The sequence below is a fragment of the Aurantimonas coralicida DSM 14790 genome, from assembly GCF_000421645.1.
Taxonomy (GTDB): domain Bacteria; phylum Pseudomonadota; class Alphaproteobacteria; order Rhizobiales; family Rhizobiaceae; genus Aurantimonas; species Aurantimonas coralicida.
In genome coordinates this window covers 21412-37900 of record NZ_ATXK01000008.1, presented here as the reverse complement: position 1 = coordinate 37900, position 16489 = coordinate 21412, and the positions used below count along the sequence as shown (strand labels likewise).

Genomic DNA, 16489 nt, shown 5'->3' with positions numbered 1-16489 from the left:
AGGGCGCGCGAGGGGTAACCCACGCCATCGCTTCCCCGAAGGATACCGCAATGGCTGCCAAGCTGAATCTCCTCGTCGTCGAGGCCCGCTTCTATGACCCCATCGCAGACCTCCTTCTGGACGGTGCGACGGCGGCGCTGACGGAAGCCGGCGCCGATTTCGACGTCGTCACCGTTCCCGGTGCGCTGGAAATTCCGGCCGCGATCGGTTTCGCCCTCGGCGCAGCGGATGAATCGGGCACCGAGTATGACGGCTTTGTCGCACTCGGCTGCGTGATCCGCGGCGAGACCTATCATTTCGAGCTGGTGTCGAATGAATCGGGCCGGGCGCTGACCGACCTGACGGTTCATGAGTCGATCGCGCTCGGCAACGGCATTCTGACCGTCGAGAACGAGGAACAGGCCCGCGACCGGGCCGACCCGAAGCGCAAGGACAAGGGCGGTGCCGCGGCCCGTACGGCGCTGGCGATGATTGCCCTGCGCGAGCGGATGGGAGCCTGATCATGTCCAGTTCCGAACCTCAGGCGCGGCCGGTCAAGCAGGCCAACAAGCGCGGCGCGGCACGGCTCGCGGCCGTTCAGGCCCTCTACCAGATGGAAGTCGGCGGCACCGCGCTGCTGGAGACCGTCGCCGAATACGAGAATTTCCGGCTGGGCAGCGAGATCGACGGCGAGACCTATCGCGAGGCCGATGCCGGCTGGTTCCGCGACGTGGTGTCCGGAGTCGTGCGCAGCCAGACCGAGATCGATCCCAAGATCCACGCCTCGCTGCCGACCGACTGGCCGCTGTCGCGCATCGACACGACCCTGCGGGCGATCCTGCGGGCGGGCACCTACGAATTGTCCAACCGCAAGGATGTGCCGGTCGCGGTGATCGTGTCGGAATATATCGACGTCGCCAAGGCCTTCTACACCGGCGACGAACCCGGCCTGGTCAATGCCGTGCTCGACCGCGTGGCGCGCCGCGTACGGGCCGAGAAGCCCGGCGAGACCCGGACCGCGCGTCGCGGCGCAGCCGGCGGTGAGCCCTCGGCGTGAGCGCCCCGGTCGCCAGAACGCCAGCCCCCGGGCCGGTGCTCGGCGAAAAGACCGTCCGTCGCAACGCCATCATCCTGGCCGCCGCACAGGCGCTGTGCGGCGCCTCCGGGCCCGTCGCCATCTCGATCGGCGGCCTGGCCGGCTCCTGGCTTCTCCTGGCCGACAAGTCGCTCGCGACCCTGCCGGTGACCGGCTACAATCTCGGCGTCGCCCTCGGTGCACTTCCGGCAGCCGCCCTGATGCGCGCCGTCGGCCGGCGCTACGGCTTCATCTCGGGGGCCCTGGTCACCTCGGCCGGCGGCCTCGTCGCGGCGACCGCGCTCTTCCAGGAAAGCTTCTGGCTGTTCGCCTTCGCGCTGATGCTGATCGGCGTCGGCGGCTCCTTCGTCCAGCAATATCGCTTCGCCGCCACCGACGGCGCGCGCCGCTCGTTCCAGTCGCGGGCGATCTCGATCGTCCTGGCCGGCGGCATCTTCGCCGCGGTGATCGGCCCTCAGACGGTGCGCTATACGGCCGACCTGTTCCTGCCGGTGGAATTTGCCGGCGCGTTCATCGGGCTGGTCTTCCTGGGCCTTGCCGGCGCCGCCATCCTGTCCTTCCTGCGCATTCCGGACAGTCCCGACGAGGGGCATCCGGCCGATCTCCTGCCGGCGCGGCCGCTGGCGACGGTCGTGGCGCAGCCGCGGTTCCTGGCCGGCCTGTGCTGCGGTGTCGGCAGCTTCGCCATGATGAGCTTCGTGATGACCGGCGCGCCGCTGGCCATGGTCGGCTGCGGCCTGTCCAAGGACATCAGCACGCTCGGCATCCAGTGGCATGTCCTGGCGATGTTCGGTCCGAGCTTCTTCACCGGCCGGCTGATCCAGCGCTTCGGCAAGGAACGCATCGTCGCGACCGGCCTGCTGCTGCTGGCCGCTAGCGCCGCCGTCTCCCTGTCGGGTCTCGCGGTCTGGCAGTTCTGGACCGGCCTCATCCTGCTCGGTCTCGGCTGGAACTTCGGCTTCATCGGTTCGACCGCCATCGTGGCGGAGACCTATCGCCCGTCCGAGAAGAACAAGACGCAAGGCTTGCACGACTTCGTCCTGTTCTCGTCGGTCTCGCTGGCCTCCTTCCTGTCGGGGCGCACCTTCGTGGCCGCCGGATGGGAGACGATGAACATGGTCGTCTTCCCGGTGGTGCTGGTCTGTCTCGTGGTTCTCGTCCTGCAGGCGCGCTTCGCGCCGCTGCAATCGGCCGCCGACTGAGATCCTCGTGCCGGGCGCCCGTCCGGCCCGGACGGACACGAGCCTGAATTCCGGCCTGACCGCGACCGCGTCGTGCCGAAGATCACGGCGCTTGACGGCTTGCCGACTCCATATAACCTCGACCCGCTTGGCAAGGCGGGGAGCCTTCCCCGTCTTCGGCAGAACAATCGAAGATTGCCGGACCAAACCGGCACGGATCGAGGGGACAGCATGCCGACAATTCTCATAGTGGTGGCCCTGTGCGGGCTGCTGGCTCTTGCCTATGCGGGCTGGGCGACGCGATCGGTCCTTGCGGCCGACCAGGGCAATGCCCGGATGCAGGAAATCGCCGGGGCCATCCGCGAAGGTGCCCAGGCCTATCTCGCCCGCCAGTACACGACGATCGCCATTGTCGGCGTGGTCGTGGCGATCGTCACCGCGCTGCTCCTGTCGATCTACGCGGCGGTCGGCTTCGTCATCGGCGCGGTCCTGTCCGGTCTGGCCGGCTTTATCGGCATGAACGTCTCGGTCCGGGCCAATGTGCGCACGGCGCAGGCCTGCTCGCGCTCGCTCAGCCTCGGCCTCGGCATCGCCTTCAAGTCCGGCGCCATCACCGGCCTTCTGGTTGCCGGTCTCGCGCTTCTCGGCGTCACCGTGTATTTCTACGTCCTGACGGTCTGGATCGGCCTCGACGTGTCCGATCGCACGGTCATCGACTCGCTGGTCTCGCTCGGCTTCGGCGCCTCGCTGATCTCGATCTTCGCCCGCCTCGGCGGCGGCATCTTCACCAAGGGCGCCGATGTCGGCGGCGATCTCGTCGGCAAAGTGGAAGCCGGCATTCCCGAGGACGACCCGCGCAACCCGGCGACCATCGCCGATAATGTGGGCGACAATGTCGGCGACTGCGCCGGCATGGCAGCCGATCTGTTCGAGACCTACGCCGTGACCGTCGTCGCGACCATGGTGCTCGGCGCGATCTTCTTCGCCGGCACCGACATCATCGAAAGCGTCATGATCTACCCGCTGGCGATCGGCGGTGCTTGCATCCTGACCTCGATCGTCGGCACGTTCTTCGTGCGTCTCGGTTCGAACGGCTCGATCATGGGCGCGCTCTACAAGGGCCTGTGGGCGACGACGCTCCTGTCGATCGTCGGCATCGCCGTCGCCACCTGGGCGACCATCGGCTTCGGCGACATCGGTCAAGCAGCGTCGGGCATGACCATCAACGGTCTCAACCTGTTCGTCTGCGGCATCATCGGCCTCGTGGTGACCGGCCTGATCGTCTGGATTACCGAGTACTACACAGGCGTCGGCTTCCGGCCGGTCCGCTCGATCAGCGAGGCGTCGGTGTCGGGCCACGGCACCAACGTCATCCAGGGCCTTGCCATCTCGCTGGAATCGACGGCGCTGCCGACGATCGTCATCGTCGCCGGCATCATCTCGACCTTCCAGCTTGCCGGGCTCTACGGCACCGGCATCGCCGTGACGGCCATGCTCGGCATCGCCGGCATGATCGTGGCGCTCGACGCCTTCGGTCCGGTCACCGACAATGCCGGCGGCATTGCCGAAATGGCCGGCCTGCCGGCGGATGTCCGCAAGTCCACCGACGCGCTCGATGCTGTCGGCAACACGACGAAGGCGGTCACCAAGGGCTACGCGATCGGCTCGGCCGGTCTCGGCGCGCTGGTGCTGTTCGCGGCCTACAACTACGATCTGGCCTATTTCGTCGAGCAGGCGAATGCCGGCAACGGCTTCGAGTATTTCCGGGGCGTGGAACCGGATTTCGCCCTGACCAACCCCTTCGTCGTGGTCGGTCTGCTGCTCGGCGGCCTTATCCCGTTCCTGTTCGGCGGTATTGCCATGACAGCCGTCGGCCGCGCCGCGAGCTCTGTGGTGGACGAGGTGCGTCGGCAGTTCCGCGAGAAGCCGGGCATCATGGCCGGCACCGAGCGGCCGGACTATGCACGGGCCGTCGACCTGCTGACCAAATCGGCGATCCGCGAGATGATCGTGCCGTCGCTGCTACCGGTGCTCGCGCCGATCGTGGTGTATTTCGGCGTCTATCTGATCGCCGACAAGAGCCAGGCGTTCTCGGCGGTGGGCGCGATGCTGCTCGGTGTCATCGTCACCGGCATCTTCGTCGCCATCTCGATGACCTCCGGTGGCGGGGCCTGGGACAATGCCAAGAAGTCCTTCGAGGACGGCTTCGTGGACAGCGCAGGCGTGCGTCACGAGAAAGGCTCCGACGCCCACAAGGCCTCGGTGACCGGCGACACGGTGGGTGATCCCTACAAGGATACGGCCGGACCGGCGGTCAATCCGGCGATCAAGATCACCAACATCGTCGCGCTGCTGCTGCTCGCGGTGCTGGCGCACAACTGATCGCGGCTGAGCCGAAACAAGAAAGGCCCCGCAGGCGAAAACCTGCGGGGCCTTTTCGGTGACGCGGTAGCGGTCTCGGCAAACCCTAGAGGTTCGGGCCCGGCGAGCCGCTGCCGGTATCGGACAGGATCTGGCCGAGGAAGGTGCGGTCCTGACCGCCGGTCGGCGTGGTGCGCGAGATGAAGTCGAAGGGCTGGCCGTCCTGCAGGCCGTAATTGGCGATGCGCTCGACCCGGCCCTCGCCGTCGAAATAGACCGATAGGACGCGCTGGTCGACGAGCTGCGGCTTCATGAAGGCGACCGGCCGGACCCGCTTCTGCGAGATGTAGTAGAACACCTCGTTGTCGAAGGTCGCCGTGGTCGAGGGCGAGCCCAGTGCCAGCAGCACCTGTTCGCGGCTCGAGCCGACCGGCACGAGTTCGACGGTCTTTTCGTCGATCACGTAGCCCTGGGTCAGCACTTCGCTGGTCGTGCAGTTCGACAGGGCCAGTGCGGCCAGAACGGCGGCCGAGGCGAGGAGAGGGCGCTTGAGTCGGACGGAAGGCTTCACGCTGTCTTACTCCTTGAGGCCATCGCCGATACGCGGCTGGCAGGTCCGTTGCCGCGACGCGGGAGTGCCGGCCGGCGGGATGTCCGCAAGCGGACGCCTCCGGCTGACGCGCGAGCGCGGCGGATGCGTTTTGGTAAAGCACCTGCGGGAGCGTTGCAATCGATCCGGCGCTGTGGCACCGCCCGTGGCAGTGTAGCCATCGATCGGCCCAGCAATGTTTCAACGTTTCAGAGCCAACCGTCGTCTCAAGGCGCGCAACCGCGAGGTCGTCGACGATCTCTACGCCGCGCTGGTGATCCGGTCGCGCCAGGACGACCTCTATCTCGCCTGCGCTATTCCCGACACGGTGATGGGACGCTTCGAGGCGCTGTCGGTGCACGTCTTCCTGTTCCTGCGGCGCTGCCGGGACGAGCCGACCCTGCGGCCGCTGGCGCAGGAGGTGGTCGATCGCTTCATCACCGACATCGAGGATTCGATCCGCGAACTCGGCGTCGGCGATCCGTCCGTGCCCAAGCGCATGCGCAAGCTGGCCGGCGTCTTCTACGAGCGGGTGTCGGTCTATGATGCCGCGCTCGACGCTGGCGACGCGGCGGCCCTTTCGGCTGGCCTGAAAGGCCGGGCGGTGCCGGCGGATGCGCCGGAGGATGCAAGCGCGCGCCTTGCGACCTACATGATGGCGGAAAACGAGCGATTTGGAGCGATCGCGGCCGAGACGATCCTGGCCGGCACGCTCCAACCAGGGACCAGACCATGAGCAATCCGCAGACCGGGCCCGACCCGATCCGACTTCACATCGCCGCCGAGAAGCTGCCGCGCGACGGCCTCGAGATCCACTACGAGGCGAACGAGGCCGAGCGTGCCGCGCTGGCCCGGCATCTCGATATCTTGGAGGTTCGCGAGCTGCGGGCCGACCTCACCGCCTCGCGCTGGCGCGGCGAAGGGGTGAAGGTGAAGGGCAGCCTGCGCGCCACCTTGGTCCAGGAGAGCGTCGTGACGCTGGAGCCGGTCAGCCAGGCGCTGAACGAGGCGTTCGAAACCACCTTCGTGCCGGAAGGCTCGCGGCTGGCGCCGGTGCCCCAGACCGGCGAGAACGAGATCCATGTCGATCTGGAAAGCGAGGACCCGCCGGAGACCTTCCGTGGACCGCAGATCGACGTCGGGCCGTTCCTGATGGAAGCGGTGTCGCTGGGGCTCGATCCCTATCCGCGCGAATCCGACGTCGCCTTCGAGGCCGTCGACACCGATCCCGACCCCAAGGCGGGCGTCCGCTCGGCCTTCGACGTGCTCACCACCCTGGTGCCGCGCGAGACCAAGGACGCCAAGGGCGAATGACTGTTTCAATTCGGCGGTTGCTGTTCACGCGTAAACCGATATCTTCGCGCCGCGCGGCCAGGACGCCGTGCGCAAAGGCGAGAGACCATTGATTTCAAACACTGGTATCACGATTTCGGTCGACGCCATGGGCGGCGACCACGGCCCTTCCGTCGTCTTGCCGGGAGCTGCCATCGCGCTCCAGCGGCATCCGGGCACGCGGTTCGTGCTGTTCGGTCAGAGCGAGGCGGTGCTGCCGGTGCTCGACCAGCATCCCGAACTGAAGGCGGCCTCGACCTTCCACCATTGCGAGATCTCCATCCGCATGGATGACAAGCCGTCCCAGGCGCTGCGGCAGGGGCGGTACAAATCGTCCATGTGGCGCGCCATCGAGGCGGTGAAGACCCATGAGGCGGACGTCGCGGTCTCGGCCGGCAACACCGGCGCCCTGATGGCGATGGCGAAATTCTGCCTGCGCACCATGGCCAATATCGAGCGCCCGGCCATCGCGGCGATCTGGCCGACCCTGCGCGGCGAGAGCATCGTTCTGGACGTGGGCGCCACGATCGGCGCCGACGCCCAGCAGCTGATCGATTTCTCGATGATGGGCGGCGCCATGGCGCGCGCGCTCTTCGGCGTCGAGCGGCCGACGGTCGGCCTCCTCAATATCGGCGTCGAGGAGGTGAAGGGCCAGGACGAGATCCGCGAGGCGGGGCGCCTGCTCAAGGAGACGCCGATCCCGGGTATCGACTATCGCGGCTTCGTCGAGGGCGACGATCTGGGACAGGGAACCGTGGACGTGGTGGTGACCGAGGGCTTCACCGGCAACATCGCCCTGAAGACCGCCGAGGGCACCGCCCGGCAGATCAGCGCCTATCTGAAGGCGGCGATGAACCGGACCTGGATGGCCCGCGCCGGCTATCTGCTCGCCCGCAGCGCCTTCCAGCGGCTGCGCGACAAGATGGATCCGCGCAAGGTCAATGGCGGCGTCTTCCTCGGCCTCAACGGCATCGTCATCAAGAGCCATGGCGGGACCGACGCCGAAGGCATCGCGGCGGCGATCGATCTCGCCCATGCGATGGCCCGGCACGGCCTGCGCGAGAAGATCGAAGCCGACCTGGAAAACTTTCACCTGCGTGTGTCCGACGACGTACCGGCGCCCCCCGAGAGCAGCAGTCAATGACGATGTCCATCCGATCCGTGATCCGCGGCACGGGCTCCGTTCTGCCCGCACGCACGATGCGCAACCAGGACTTCGCCGGCATCGTCGAGACCTCCGACGAGTGGATCCGCCAGCGCACCGGCATCGAGGCGCGCCATATTGCGGGCGAGGGTGAGACGACGGTGTCGCTCGCCGAGGGCGCGGCCCGCAAGGCGCTGGACGCGGCCGGCCTGACACCCGCCGATATCGACGTGATCATCCTGGCGACCGCCACGCCGAACAACACCTTTCCGGCCTCCGCCGTGCAGGTGCAGCACAAGCTGGGCATCACCCATGGCTTCGCCTTCGACGTCCACGCGGTGTGCAGCGGCTTCGTCTACGCGCTGACGACCGCCGATCTCTATCTGAAGGGCGGCGCCGCCAAGCGGGCGCTGGTGATCGGCGCGGAAACCTTTTCGCGCATTCTCGACTGGGAAGACCGCTCGACCTGCGTCCTGTTCGGCGACGGCGCCGGCGCGGTGGTGCTGGAAGCGGTGCCCGCGGACGCGGCCGATGTCGGGTCGGCCCAGGGCATCATCACCAGCAAGCTGCGCTCGGACGGCTCCCATCAGGGCAAGCTCTATGTCGATGGCGGCCCGTCCACCACCGGCACCGTCGGCAAGCTGCGCATGGAGGGCCGCGAGGTCTTCAAGCATGCGGTCGGAATGATCACCGACGTCATCGAGGAATCCTTCGCGGCGGCCGGCATCGGCCCGGACGACGTCGACTGGTTCGTGCCGCACCAGGCCAATCGCCGGATCATCGACGCCTCGGCACGCAAGCTGGGAATCGCGCCGGAAAAGGTGGTGATCACCGTCAATCAGCACGGCAACACCTCCGCCGCCTCGATTCCGCTGGCGCTCGACGCGGCCGTGCGGGACGGCCGGATCAAGCGCGGCGACCTCGTCCTTCTGGAGGCGATGGGCGGCGGGTTTACGTGGGGGGCAGTTCTGATCCGCTGGTAGACATCGATCCTTGATTCACATGCTGTTTTCGTTAATGTTCGCAACGAACAAGGCGCTGCCCGCATGTTTCGCCCTGCGGTCTTCCGGCAAAGTTAGGGGACATTGATGGGAGAGAGAACTCTCACCAGAGCGGATCTTTCGGAGGCCGTCTTTCGCAAGATCGGGCTGTCGCGAACCGAGTCGGCGCAGCTGGTGGAAATGGTCCTCGACGAGATGTGCTCGACGATCGCCAGCGGGGAATCGGTGAAGATCTCGTCCTTCGGGTCGTTTCTGGTGCGCGAGAAGAACGAGCGGATCGGCCGCAATCCGAAGACCGGCGAAGAAGTGCCGATCCTTCCGCGCCGCGTTGCTGTGTTCAAGCCCTCCAACGTCCTCAAGGACCGGATCGTCGAGGCGCATGTGCAGCGCCAGGACGGCGGCAGCGCCGACAAAGAGACCGAATCCATGGCCATGCTGAACGCGGCGGCCGAATAGCCGAAACGGCTCGACGATTGCGACCATGACCGACAAGAGCGCCGACGCCTTCCGGACCATCAGCGAGGTCGCTGACGAACTCGACCTGCCTCAGCATGTGCTGCGGTTCTGGGAAACCCGTTTCCAGCAGATCAAGCCGATGAAGCGGGGCGGGGGGCGCCGCTATTATCGGCCGGACGATGTCGAGCTCCTGCGCGGCATCCGCTACCTGCTCTACGTCAAGGGCTTCACCATCAAGGGCGTGCAGCGGATCCTCAGGGAGAACGGTCCGCGCTTCGTCGTTGCCATAGGGACCGGCGACATGGCGGCGCTGGCCCAGATCCAGGCTGGCCGGACGCCCGCTGCCGCCGCGCCCGCGGCCGAGGCGCCCCAGCCGCCGCTGCACGATCTCGATCTGATCGCCACCGAACCGTTGCCCGAGCCATCGGCGGCCGAGGCCGCGCCGGCGCCCATGGCCGCTCCCGAACCCGAGATCCGGGAGCCGGACGAGCCGGCGAAGCCGCGCGGCGGTTTCCTGAAGCGCTATCGCGAGCCTGCCGCGGATGCCGGCATGGGGCTTCCGGCCGAAAGCATCGCCGCCCTCGACGACGTGATTCTCGAACTTCTCGAGTGCAAGCGCCTGCTCGATCAGGTCCGCTGATCGGCCGGTACGGGCCGCGATTGCGGGGCTACCATCGCGTCGCCGCCGCCGCGTTCCGGGCCACCCGCATGCGCCGCCGATCGACATCAGACGATGGCGCTTTCGCGCCGATTTTCCTGTTGCACCGAAAGCGTCCGGCCTCTAGGAGTGACGCAGTCGGAGCGTAGCGCAGCCTGGTAGCGCACCTGAATGGGGTTCAGGGGGTCGGAGGTTCGAATCCTCTCGCTCCGACCAGCTTTCCCACATGACATCGCAGCATGATTTCTGAGACGACACGGCCTGTCCGTGCCGTTCACGGCGCGGCGCTTGGGCTTGTCCCTTTGCGCGTCGCCATCGCCTGCGCAATCGCGCGTGCCGCCAGCCCGTCCGTCATTGTCCGGGCGGTTGTGTCGAGGCGGGGCCGGTCAGTCTGCGACGGGCATGCGGCAATGTGCTCGCCAATCGATCCGCAACCTATCGCGCCACGCACTGTTTCACCCCTTGAGTTGGAACACGAAGCGGAGCACGCATGGTCAAGAAAGTCAGTTCGACCGAGGCCCGGCAGGGAAGCAGGGGGCGTCCCGTCCTCCTGATCCTGATCGCCGGTCTCTTCCTCATCGTGGTCGGTTATTTCATCGTCGGAGCGATCGGTTATTCGACACAGCCCGATGGCGATACGCTGGAACCGGATTCCACCCGGACCACGTCCGAACAGACCGACAGCGTCGTCGTGTCCCCGCAGGACTCGCAGACCGGCGATTGACCGTTGCAGCGTGCCGGACGGCGCAGCACCGTTCGGCAAACTCATGTGACGCGTATTCTCGGACGCAGCGTCCCGGCATCGCATCTTCAGCCTTCAAAGCGCATCCGCATCGCGGGACTCGACGCTGACGCCGTCGGTGACGCTGTCGCTGGGAAACAGGATGACCCGCGCGCCCTCCGGCACGCCGTCCCGCAGTTCGGCCATCGCGTCGTCGCGGTGATCGATGTCGACTGGCCGCATGACTGCGCGGCCGTCCTCGACCACATATACATTCCAGGCGTCGCCCGAGCGGAACAGCGCGCCGAGCGGCACCCGGCGGACGGCGTCGGCCTGCCAGAGCGCGATCCTGACGAAGACGCGGTAGCGGTGGCCGGGCAGCGGCGTCTCGGCGTCGGTCGGATCCATGTCGAGCCGCACATTCACCCGCTGTTCCTCGATGCCCAGGGCGGACACCTTGGTGAAGGCGGTCGGCTCGATGCGGCGCACCTTGGCCGTCAGATCGGGTCCACCCCAGTCGGCGATGATGGCCGTGGCGCCCTCGCGCACCCGGACCGCGTCCGAGGAGAGCAGGTCGACGACCACCTCCAGCCGGCGCGGGTCGCCGATCTCGGCGAGGGCGGTGCCGGCCGGCACCACCGCCTCGCTCTCCACCGGCACCGAGATCACCACGCCGTCGGTCGGCGAGAGCAGGGGAACGCAGCGGTCGGAGAGGGAGCCGACCGAGGGCGCGTCGTCCGGCTGGATCAGCCGCACCTGGGCGCTCACCAGTTCACTCTGCCGGAGCGCCACCTGGTTCTCAGCGCGCTGCAGCGCGGCCTGCTTGAGTTCGACGGCGGTTCTTGCCGCCTCCAGCGCGGCGGCGGAGATGATGTTGGTCGCCTTCAGCTTCTCGGCACGTTGCAGTTCCGATTCGGCCTGCTTGAGATCCGTCGCGGCAAAGGTCAGGTCGGTCTCGGCCAGTTCGATCCCCGCGCGGGCGACGCCGACTGCGGCGGCCAATTCGCCTTCCGAGCGCATGTCGATGAAGCTGGGATCGATCGGATGCAGCGTGGCGATCAGGCTACGATTGGCTACCAGCCGGTCGCCGACATGCAGGGGGCTGCGCTCGGTTCGGGCCGCATAGGGCGCCGACACCGTGTAGACGTCGCGGTACTGGGCGATGCCTTCCTCGTCGACGGTGACGGTGAGAGGGCCGGTGGTCACGACGGCGATATCGACGGGGATCGGCTTGGGGCGCAGGGCCTCGTAGGCGGCGAAGGCGAGACCGGCGAGGACCAGCGCGAGCAGGAGGTATTTGAGCCAGCGTGCCATGGATTACTCCCTCGTCTTCAGGACGCGGATCAGGTCGAGGCGGTCGACCCGGCGACGCACCAGCAGGGCGGAGCCCGCGGCGGCCGCCAGAACGATAAGGCTGGCCTTGGCGAAGATGGCGGGCTCCAGCACCAGCGGGATCTGGAAGAGGTCGCTGGCGAACCCGTCCGTCACCAGCATCGCGAAACCGGCACCCAGCGCCCAGCCGAGGGGCTGCGCAAGGATGACGACCAGCAGGAGTTCGGTCAGAAGGACCTGCGAGACCTCCATCCGGGTGAAGCCGAGCACCCGAAGGCTGGCAAGTTCCCGCGCCCGTTCCGACAGCTGAATGCGCGCCGAATTGTAGATCACGCCGAAGACGATGATGATCGCCAGCGTGAGGTAGAGGGTCGTCATGATCGAGATGTTGCGGTCGATTGTCTCGCGGAACTTGTCGCGCGACAGGGTCTGCAGACCGAGCGATGCGATCGCGGGCGTCGACTTGATCGCCGCGTAGAGGGCATCGAGCGCGGCCGTGTCGACCGCCAGATGCGCGCCGCCGACGCGCGGTCCCTCGCCGGTGAGGCGCGACAGGGCGTCGATGTCCATGAAGACGCCCAGCCCCAGAAAACTTTGCACGACGGCGCTGATCCGTACGGTGGTCGTGATCTGGCGGCCGGTGAGCACCTCGACATTCGCCGTTCCGCCCCGGGTCAGACCGAGCACCTGGGCGACGCGTTCGGAAATGACGACGCCGTCGGACGGCAGCACCATCGGATCGAAGTTCGCGTCGAGGACTCGGGAGAGGGTGGTCGCCGGCGGCTTTCCGGTGATGGCGAGGCGGCGTGACCGGTTGCCGTTGCTGAGGATGACCGGCACGCTGAGATAGGGCTCGGCGGCGACGACGCCGGGCAGATGGCGCACGGCCGCCATGACGGCGGGCTGTGCCGGCTCGCCGAAGGCGAGACTCGCATGCTGCCGATCGGCCCGCCAGAACACCGTCTCCACCATGAAGTCGACCGAGTCGCGCGCAAACAGCGCCGTGACCAGAAGCGCGACGCCGAGGGCCATGCCGAGGCTGGTCAGCGCGGCACGGACCGGCTGATGCAGCAACTGGCGGAACGCCATCACGGTGAGCTTGGAGAAGAGGTTCGCCAGTCCCAGACGGGCGAGCAGCGACCGGCCGAAGCGCGCCGGTGCCGGCGGGCGCATCGACACGGCGGGATCGAGCGCCAGGACTGACAGGATCGCCTTCATCGCGCCGGCCAGCGCCGCGGCGATCGAGATGCCGGCGGCGATGGCATAGAGGTCGGGGCTCGACTGGAACACGAGGAAGGGGAAGGAGAAGAACTCGCCATAGAGGCGGGCGAGCCCGCGCCCGAGCCAGGTTCCGGCTCCGGCGCCGATCGCGACGCCGACCGCCGAGATCGCGATCACCAGCTTGGCGTAGTGCCAGGCGATCGTGCGATCGTAATAGCCGAGCGCCTTCAGGAGGCCGATCTGTTCGCGCTCCAGGGCCACCAGCCGCGTCAGCACGATGTTGATGAGGAAGGCCGAGACGAGGAGGAAGATCGGCGGGATGATCCGCGCCATGGCCGCGAGCTGGTCCAGCTCGGCGTCGAGAAAGGCGTGCGACATCTGATGCTTGCGCCCATAGGCTGCCATGCCGCCATAGGGCTCAAGCAGGCGGTCCACCGCCATCAGCACCGCCGGTTCGCTGGCGCCGGGCATCAGCCGCAGGACCAGATTGTTGAACGCCTCCTTGCGGTCGAACACCGGTCCCAGCACGTCCCCGGGCCTGTAGAGGATGGCATAGCGGCGCGGGTCGGGGACCATGTCGCCCGGCCCGATCGTGTAGATGAACTCCGGCGACAGGACCGTTCCGGTGATCTGCAGCCGTTCCTTGCGTCCGTTGAGGATCGCCGAAAAGCTGTCGCCGATGCGGAAGGCGTGGGCCTTGGCGAAATCCTCGTTGACGGCGACCTCGTTGGCCCGGCCGGCTTCGGGGAGCCTGCCGCGACGCACCAGCAGCCGATTGACCCGGGGTTCGCCATGGGCGGGGAGCGAGATCACCTGACCGGAGGCGGGTTCGCGCATCTGCGGCAGGTCGAGCAGCACCCGGCGGCTGATCCGCATCTCGAAGGAGGCGACGCCGGGAATCTCCAAGATCGCCTTGTCGAGCGACAGCGGCGCCCGGTTCGCCTCGGCCACGACATGGGCGAAGCGGTAGCGCTCGTAATAGGCCTCGCGGGTCAGCAGCAGGGACCGGTGCGCACCGACCGCGATGATGATCGTCATCACCCCGCAGGCCATGACCAGCGCCACCGCCAGGCCCTGCGCCCAGAGGCGCATGAGATCGCGCAGGAGTTTGCGGTCCAGCGCGCCCACCGGGATCACCAGCTCACCTGGCTCGGGGCCAGGCGCGTTGCGTTGCGGTGCGTGCTCTCGATCCGCCCGTCGACGAACTGGAAGACGCGGTGGGCGATCGCCTGGATGCCGGCATTGTGGGTGATGATGGCGGTGGTCGTGCCGAGGGTCCGGTTGATGGTGGTCAGCGCCTCCAGCACCATGATGCCGGTCGCCGAATCGAGCGCGCCGGTGGGCTCGTCGCACAGCAGCACTTCCGGCTGCTTGGCGATGGCCCGGGCGATGGCGACGCGTTGCTGCTCGCCGCCCGACAATTGCGCCGGGAAATGGTCGCGGCGCTCGGTCAGCCCGACAAGTTCCAGCGCCTGCGACGGCGTCATCGGATTGCGCGCGATCTCGGTGACCAGCGCAACATTCTCGCGGGCGGTGAGGCTGGGGACCAGATTGTAGAACTGGAAGACGAAGCCGACATGGTTGCGCCGGTACAGCGTCAGTTCGCGGTCGCTTGCGCCGCTGAGGTCATTGCCCTGGAAGCTGACGCGGCCGTCGGTCGGCCGGTCGAGCCCGCCCATGATGTTGAGAAGCGTCGACTTGCCGGAGCCGGACGGGCCTAGCATGACCACCACTTCGCCGGCCGCGAGCTCGGCACTGACGCCGCGCAACGCCCAGACGTCCGCACCGCCGGTCCTGTAGACCTTCGTGACGTCCTGCATCGCAAAGACAGCGTTGTCCGTCATGCCGCCAGACGAGCATCCGCGGAGCCTGGAGACCTTGACCTGCCTCAATCCGCCGGAGGCTGCTGTTGATCGGGATCAAGGCCGGGCGTCGCGGTCGGGGTCATCCTGCAGGATGCCCGGCGCGCCGCAGGTTCGGACGCGCGGAATATGCGCCGCATCAGACATTAGGCGTCGTTCCGCATCGCGCCGGCCGCGCTGTCGTTACCAGGGAGATTGGCCATGAACGACGTGACACAGGTGCGCGAGGCCGTGGGCGTGTTCCACGACCAGACGCAGTTCCAGGCGGCGATCGACGATCTGCTGCTCGGCGGCTTCGACCGGGCGGAGATCAGCCTTTTGGCCAGCCGCGCGGCCGTCGAAGCGAAGCTCGGCCATCGCTACAGATCGGTGCGCGAGCTGGAGGATGATCCGGCCGTTCCGGTCGTCGCCTATGTCTCGAAAGAAAGCCTCGGCGATGCCGAAGGCATGGTCGCGGGGATGCTCATCTATGTCGGTGCCGTCGCTGCGGCCGGCGCCATGCTGGCCTCCGGCGGCACGCTTGCCGCGGCCATCGCGGCCGCTTCGGTTTCGGGCTACATCGCTGGCTCGCTCGGCAGCGTCCTCGACCGGACGATCGAGCGCCGGTATTCGCGGCGCCTGGAAGAACAGCTTGCCGATGGCGGGCTGCTCTTGTGGGCGCATGTCCGCGATCCCGAGCACGAGGCCCGCGCCGTGGACATCATGCGGCGCAATGGCGGGACGGACGTTCATGTCCACGATCTGACGTCCGCCGCGAAGGAGGCCGCCGAGATGAAGCGCCGGATCGGTGACCTTTTGGACGAGGCGGGGAGGGAATCCTTTCCGGCCAGCGATGCGCCGTCCTTCAATCCGGGGACGGCCGGCGGGCCGCACTGACGCTTCCGCCGCCAGTCGCGCGGCGCGGCATCAGAAATGCACGCCGATCCTGAACGGCCCGTGACGGGTCGAGGCGGCGACGAGATAGGCGGTCGACCAGCCGATCAGGATGAAGCCCCCGACCCCTTCCAGCGCCCCCAGCAACCGCCATTCCGGCAGCAGCACCACGTCGCCATAGCCGACCGTGGAGAAGGTCGAGGTCGAGAAATACAGCGCCTCGTCGAAGCTCTGATGGGCGCCCAGCAGCATGTAGGCGAAGGCCCACAGCCAGATCTCGATCGTGTGCAGGGCGAACAGGCCGAGCACCGTCCCGAGCATCGACAGGGACCGCCCCAGAGCGTGGCGGTTCAGGTTCAGCCCGCGGATCACCCATGCCATGGCGCGGGTGAGCGCGACGAGGCCGAGCGTATGAACGAGGACCGTGAGCGCGATCACCAGGGTGCCGATGGCGAGATTGAGCAGCAACAGCGTCTCTCCGATGCATCGTTTGGATCCGATGGCGCGCAGCGCCGATGCAGTGCCGGCCCGCCACTTTTCAGGAGCCGAGGCACGGCAGCATCCCGGACCATGGGTAAAGCGACGATCGCTGCGTGTGCTTGCGCCAGATCAATCCCGTCGGGGTGATCCTCCCCCATTGTGACCTTGGCCGGTTCCCCGATCCGAAACCCGGGAGCCGGCGG

General features: G+C 67.4%; 17 protein-coding genes and 1 tRNA gene. 13 read left to right on the top strand and 5 right to left on the bottom strand.

Annotated elements, in window-relative coordinates; all coding sequences use genetic code 11:
• Nucleotides 1–50 precede the first annotated feature (50 nt).
• The 4 genes from H536_RS0115915 (at nt 51) to H536_RS0115900 (ending at nt 4638) form a co-directional block, all read left to right on the top strand.
• A complete protein-coding gene (locus H536_RS0115915; protein ID WP_024351422.1) occupies nt 51–500 on the top strand; it encodes a 6,7-dimethyl-8-ribityllumazine synthase in 450 nt (149 codons plus the stop codon).
• A gap of 2 nt (nt 501–502) precedes the next feature.
• Entirely contained in the window at nt 503–1036 is a 534-nt protein-coding gene (nusB, locus tag H536_RS0115910; protein WP_024351421.1) for a transcription antitermination factor NusB, read from the top strand.
• Complete coding sequence (locus H536_RS0115905; protein ID WP_244495433.1) at nt 1033–2277, top strand: MFS transporter; 1245 nt, start codon at nt 1033–1035, stop codon at nt 2275–2277. The genes nusB and H536_RS0115905 overlap by 4 nt, the downstream gene beginning before the upstream one ends.
• A 210-nt stretch (nt 2278–2487) precedes the next feature.
• Complete coding sequence (locus H536_RS0115900; protein ID WP_024351419.1) at nt 2488–4638, top strand: sodium-translocating pyrophosphatase; 2151 nt, start codon at nt 2488–2490, stop codon at nt 4636–4638.
• Between the two features lie 85 nt (nt 4639–4723).
• On the opposite strand, the gene H536_RS0115895 is transcribed toward H536_RS0115900, so the two are convergent.
• Nucleotides 4724–5188, bottom strand: a complete 465-nt coding sequence (locus H536_RS0115895) for an outer membrane protein assembly factor BamE (RefSeq protein WP_024351418.1) — start codon at nt 5186–5188, stop codon at nt 4724–4726.
• A 214-nt stretch (nt 5189–5402) separates the two neighbouring features.
• On the opposite strand from H536_RS0115895, the gene H536_RS0115890 reads away from it, so the two are divergent.
• The 8 genes from H536_RS0115890 (at nt 5403) to H536_RS0115855 (ending at nt 10521) form a co-directional block, all read left to right on the top strand.
• A complete protein-coding gene (locus tag H536_RS0115890; RefSeq protein ID WP_024351417.1) occupies nt 5403–5942 on the top strand; it encodes a ubiquinol-cytochrome C chaperone family protein in 540 nt (179 codons plus the stop codon).
• Nucleotides 5939–6520 carry a YceD family protein gene (locus tag H536_RS22715; protein WP_024351416.1) on the top strand — a complete coding sequence of 194 codons (582 nt, stop codon included), beginning with the start codon at nt 5939–5941 and terminating at the stop codon, nt 6518–6520. Before H536_RS0115890 ends, H536_RS22715 begins: the two co-directional genes overlap by 4 nt.
• 88 nt (nt 6521–6608) lie before the next feature.
• A complete protein-coding gene (plsX, locus tag H536_RS0115880) occupies nt 6609–7682 on the top strand; it encodes a phosphate acyltransferase PlsX (RefSeq protein ID WP_155898520.1) in 1074 nt (357 codons plus the stop codon).
• Between the two features lie 2 nt (nt 7683–7684).
• Nucleotides 7685–8665 carry a beta-ketoacyl-ACP synthase III gene (locus tag H536_RS0115875; RefSeq protein WP_029703409.1) on the top strand — a complete coding sequence of 327 codons (981 nt, stop codon included), beginning with the start codon at nt 7685–7687 and terminating at the stop codon, nt 8663–8665.
• Between the two features lie 105 nt (nt 8666–8770).
• Nucleotides 8771–9139 (top strand): integration host factor subunit alpha, encoded by a 369-nt coding sequence (locus tag H536_RS0115870; protein ID WP_024351413.1) that lies wholly within the window; start codon nt 8771–8773, stop codon nt 9137–9139.
• A 25-nt stretch (nt 9140–9164) separates the two neighbouring features.
• Entirely contained in the window at nt 9165–9779 is a 615-nt protein-coding gene (locus H536_RS0115865) for a MerR family transcriptional regulator (RefSeq protein WP_024351412.1), read from the top strand.
• Nucleotides 9780–9936: 157 nt separating this feature from the next.
• A tRNA-Pro gene (locus tag H536_RS0115860) sits at nt 9937–10013 on the top strand.
• A gap of 274 nt (nt 10014–10287) precedes the next feature.
• Complete coding sequence (locus tag H536_RS0115855; protein ID WP_024351411.1) at nt 10288–10521, top strand: hypothetical protein; 234 nt, start codon at nt 10288–10290, stop codon at nt 10519–10521.
• 93 nt (nt 10522–10614) lie between these two features.
• Here the strand turns inward: H536_RS0115855 and H536_RS0115850 are convergent, their stop codons facing one another.
• The 3 genes from H536_RS0115850 to H536_RS0115840 are packed head-to-tail and all read right to left on the bottom strand — an operon-like array spanning nt 10615 to nt 14915.
• A complete protein-coding gene (locus H536_RS0115850) occupies nt 10615–11832 on the bottom strand; it encodes an efflux RND transporter periplasmic adaptor subunit (RefSeq protein ID WP_024351410.1) in 1218 nt (405 codons plus the stop codon).
• 3 nt (nt 11833–11835) lie between these two features.
• Nucleotides 11836–14208 (bottom strand): FtsX-like permease family protein, encoded by a 2373-nt coding sequence (locus tag H536_RS0115845; protein WP_035695113.1) that lies wholly within the window; start codon nt 14206–14208, stop codon nt 11836–11838.
• Entirely contained in the window at nt 14205–14915 is a 711-nt protein-coding gene (locus tag H536_RS0115840) for an ABC transporter ATP-binding protein (RefSeq protein ID WP_024351408.1), read from the bottom strand. Before H536_RS0115840 ends, H536_RS0115845 begins: the two co-directional genes overlap by 4 nt.
• A 219-nt stretch (nt 14916–15134) precedes the next feature.
• On the opposite strand from H536_RS0115840, the gene H536_RS0115835 reads away from it, so the two are divergent.
• Entirely contained in the window at nt 15135–15809 is a 675-nt protein-coding gene (locus H536_RS0115835; RefSeq protein ID WP_202814812.1) for a hypothetical protein, read from the top strand.
• 30 nt (nt 15810–15839) lie between these two features.
• Here H536_RS0115835 and H536_RS0115830 read toward each other — a convergent pair whose 3' ends face one another.
• A complete protein-coding gene (locus H536_RS0115830) occupies nt 15840–16274 on the bottom strand; it encodes a potassium channel family protein (RefSeq protein WP_244495432.1) in 435 nt (144 codons plus the stop codon).
• Between the last annotated feature and the right edge of the window lie 215 nt (nt 16275–16489).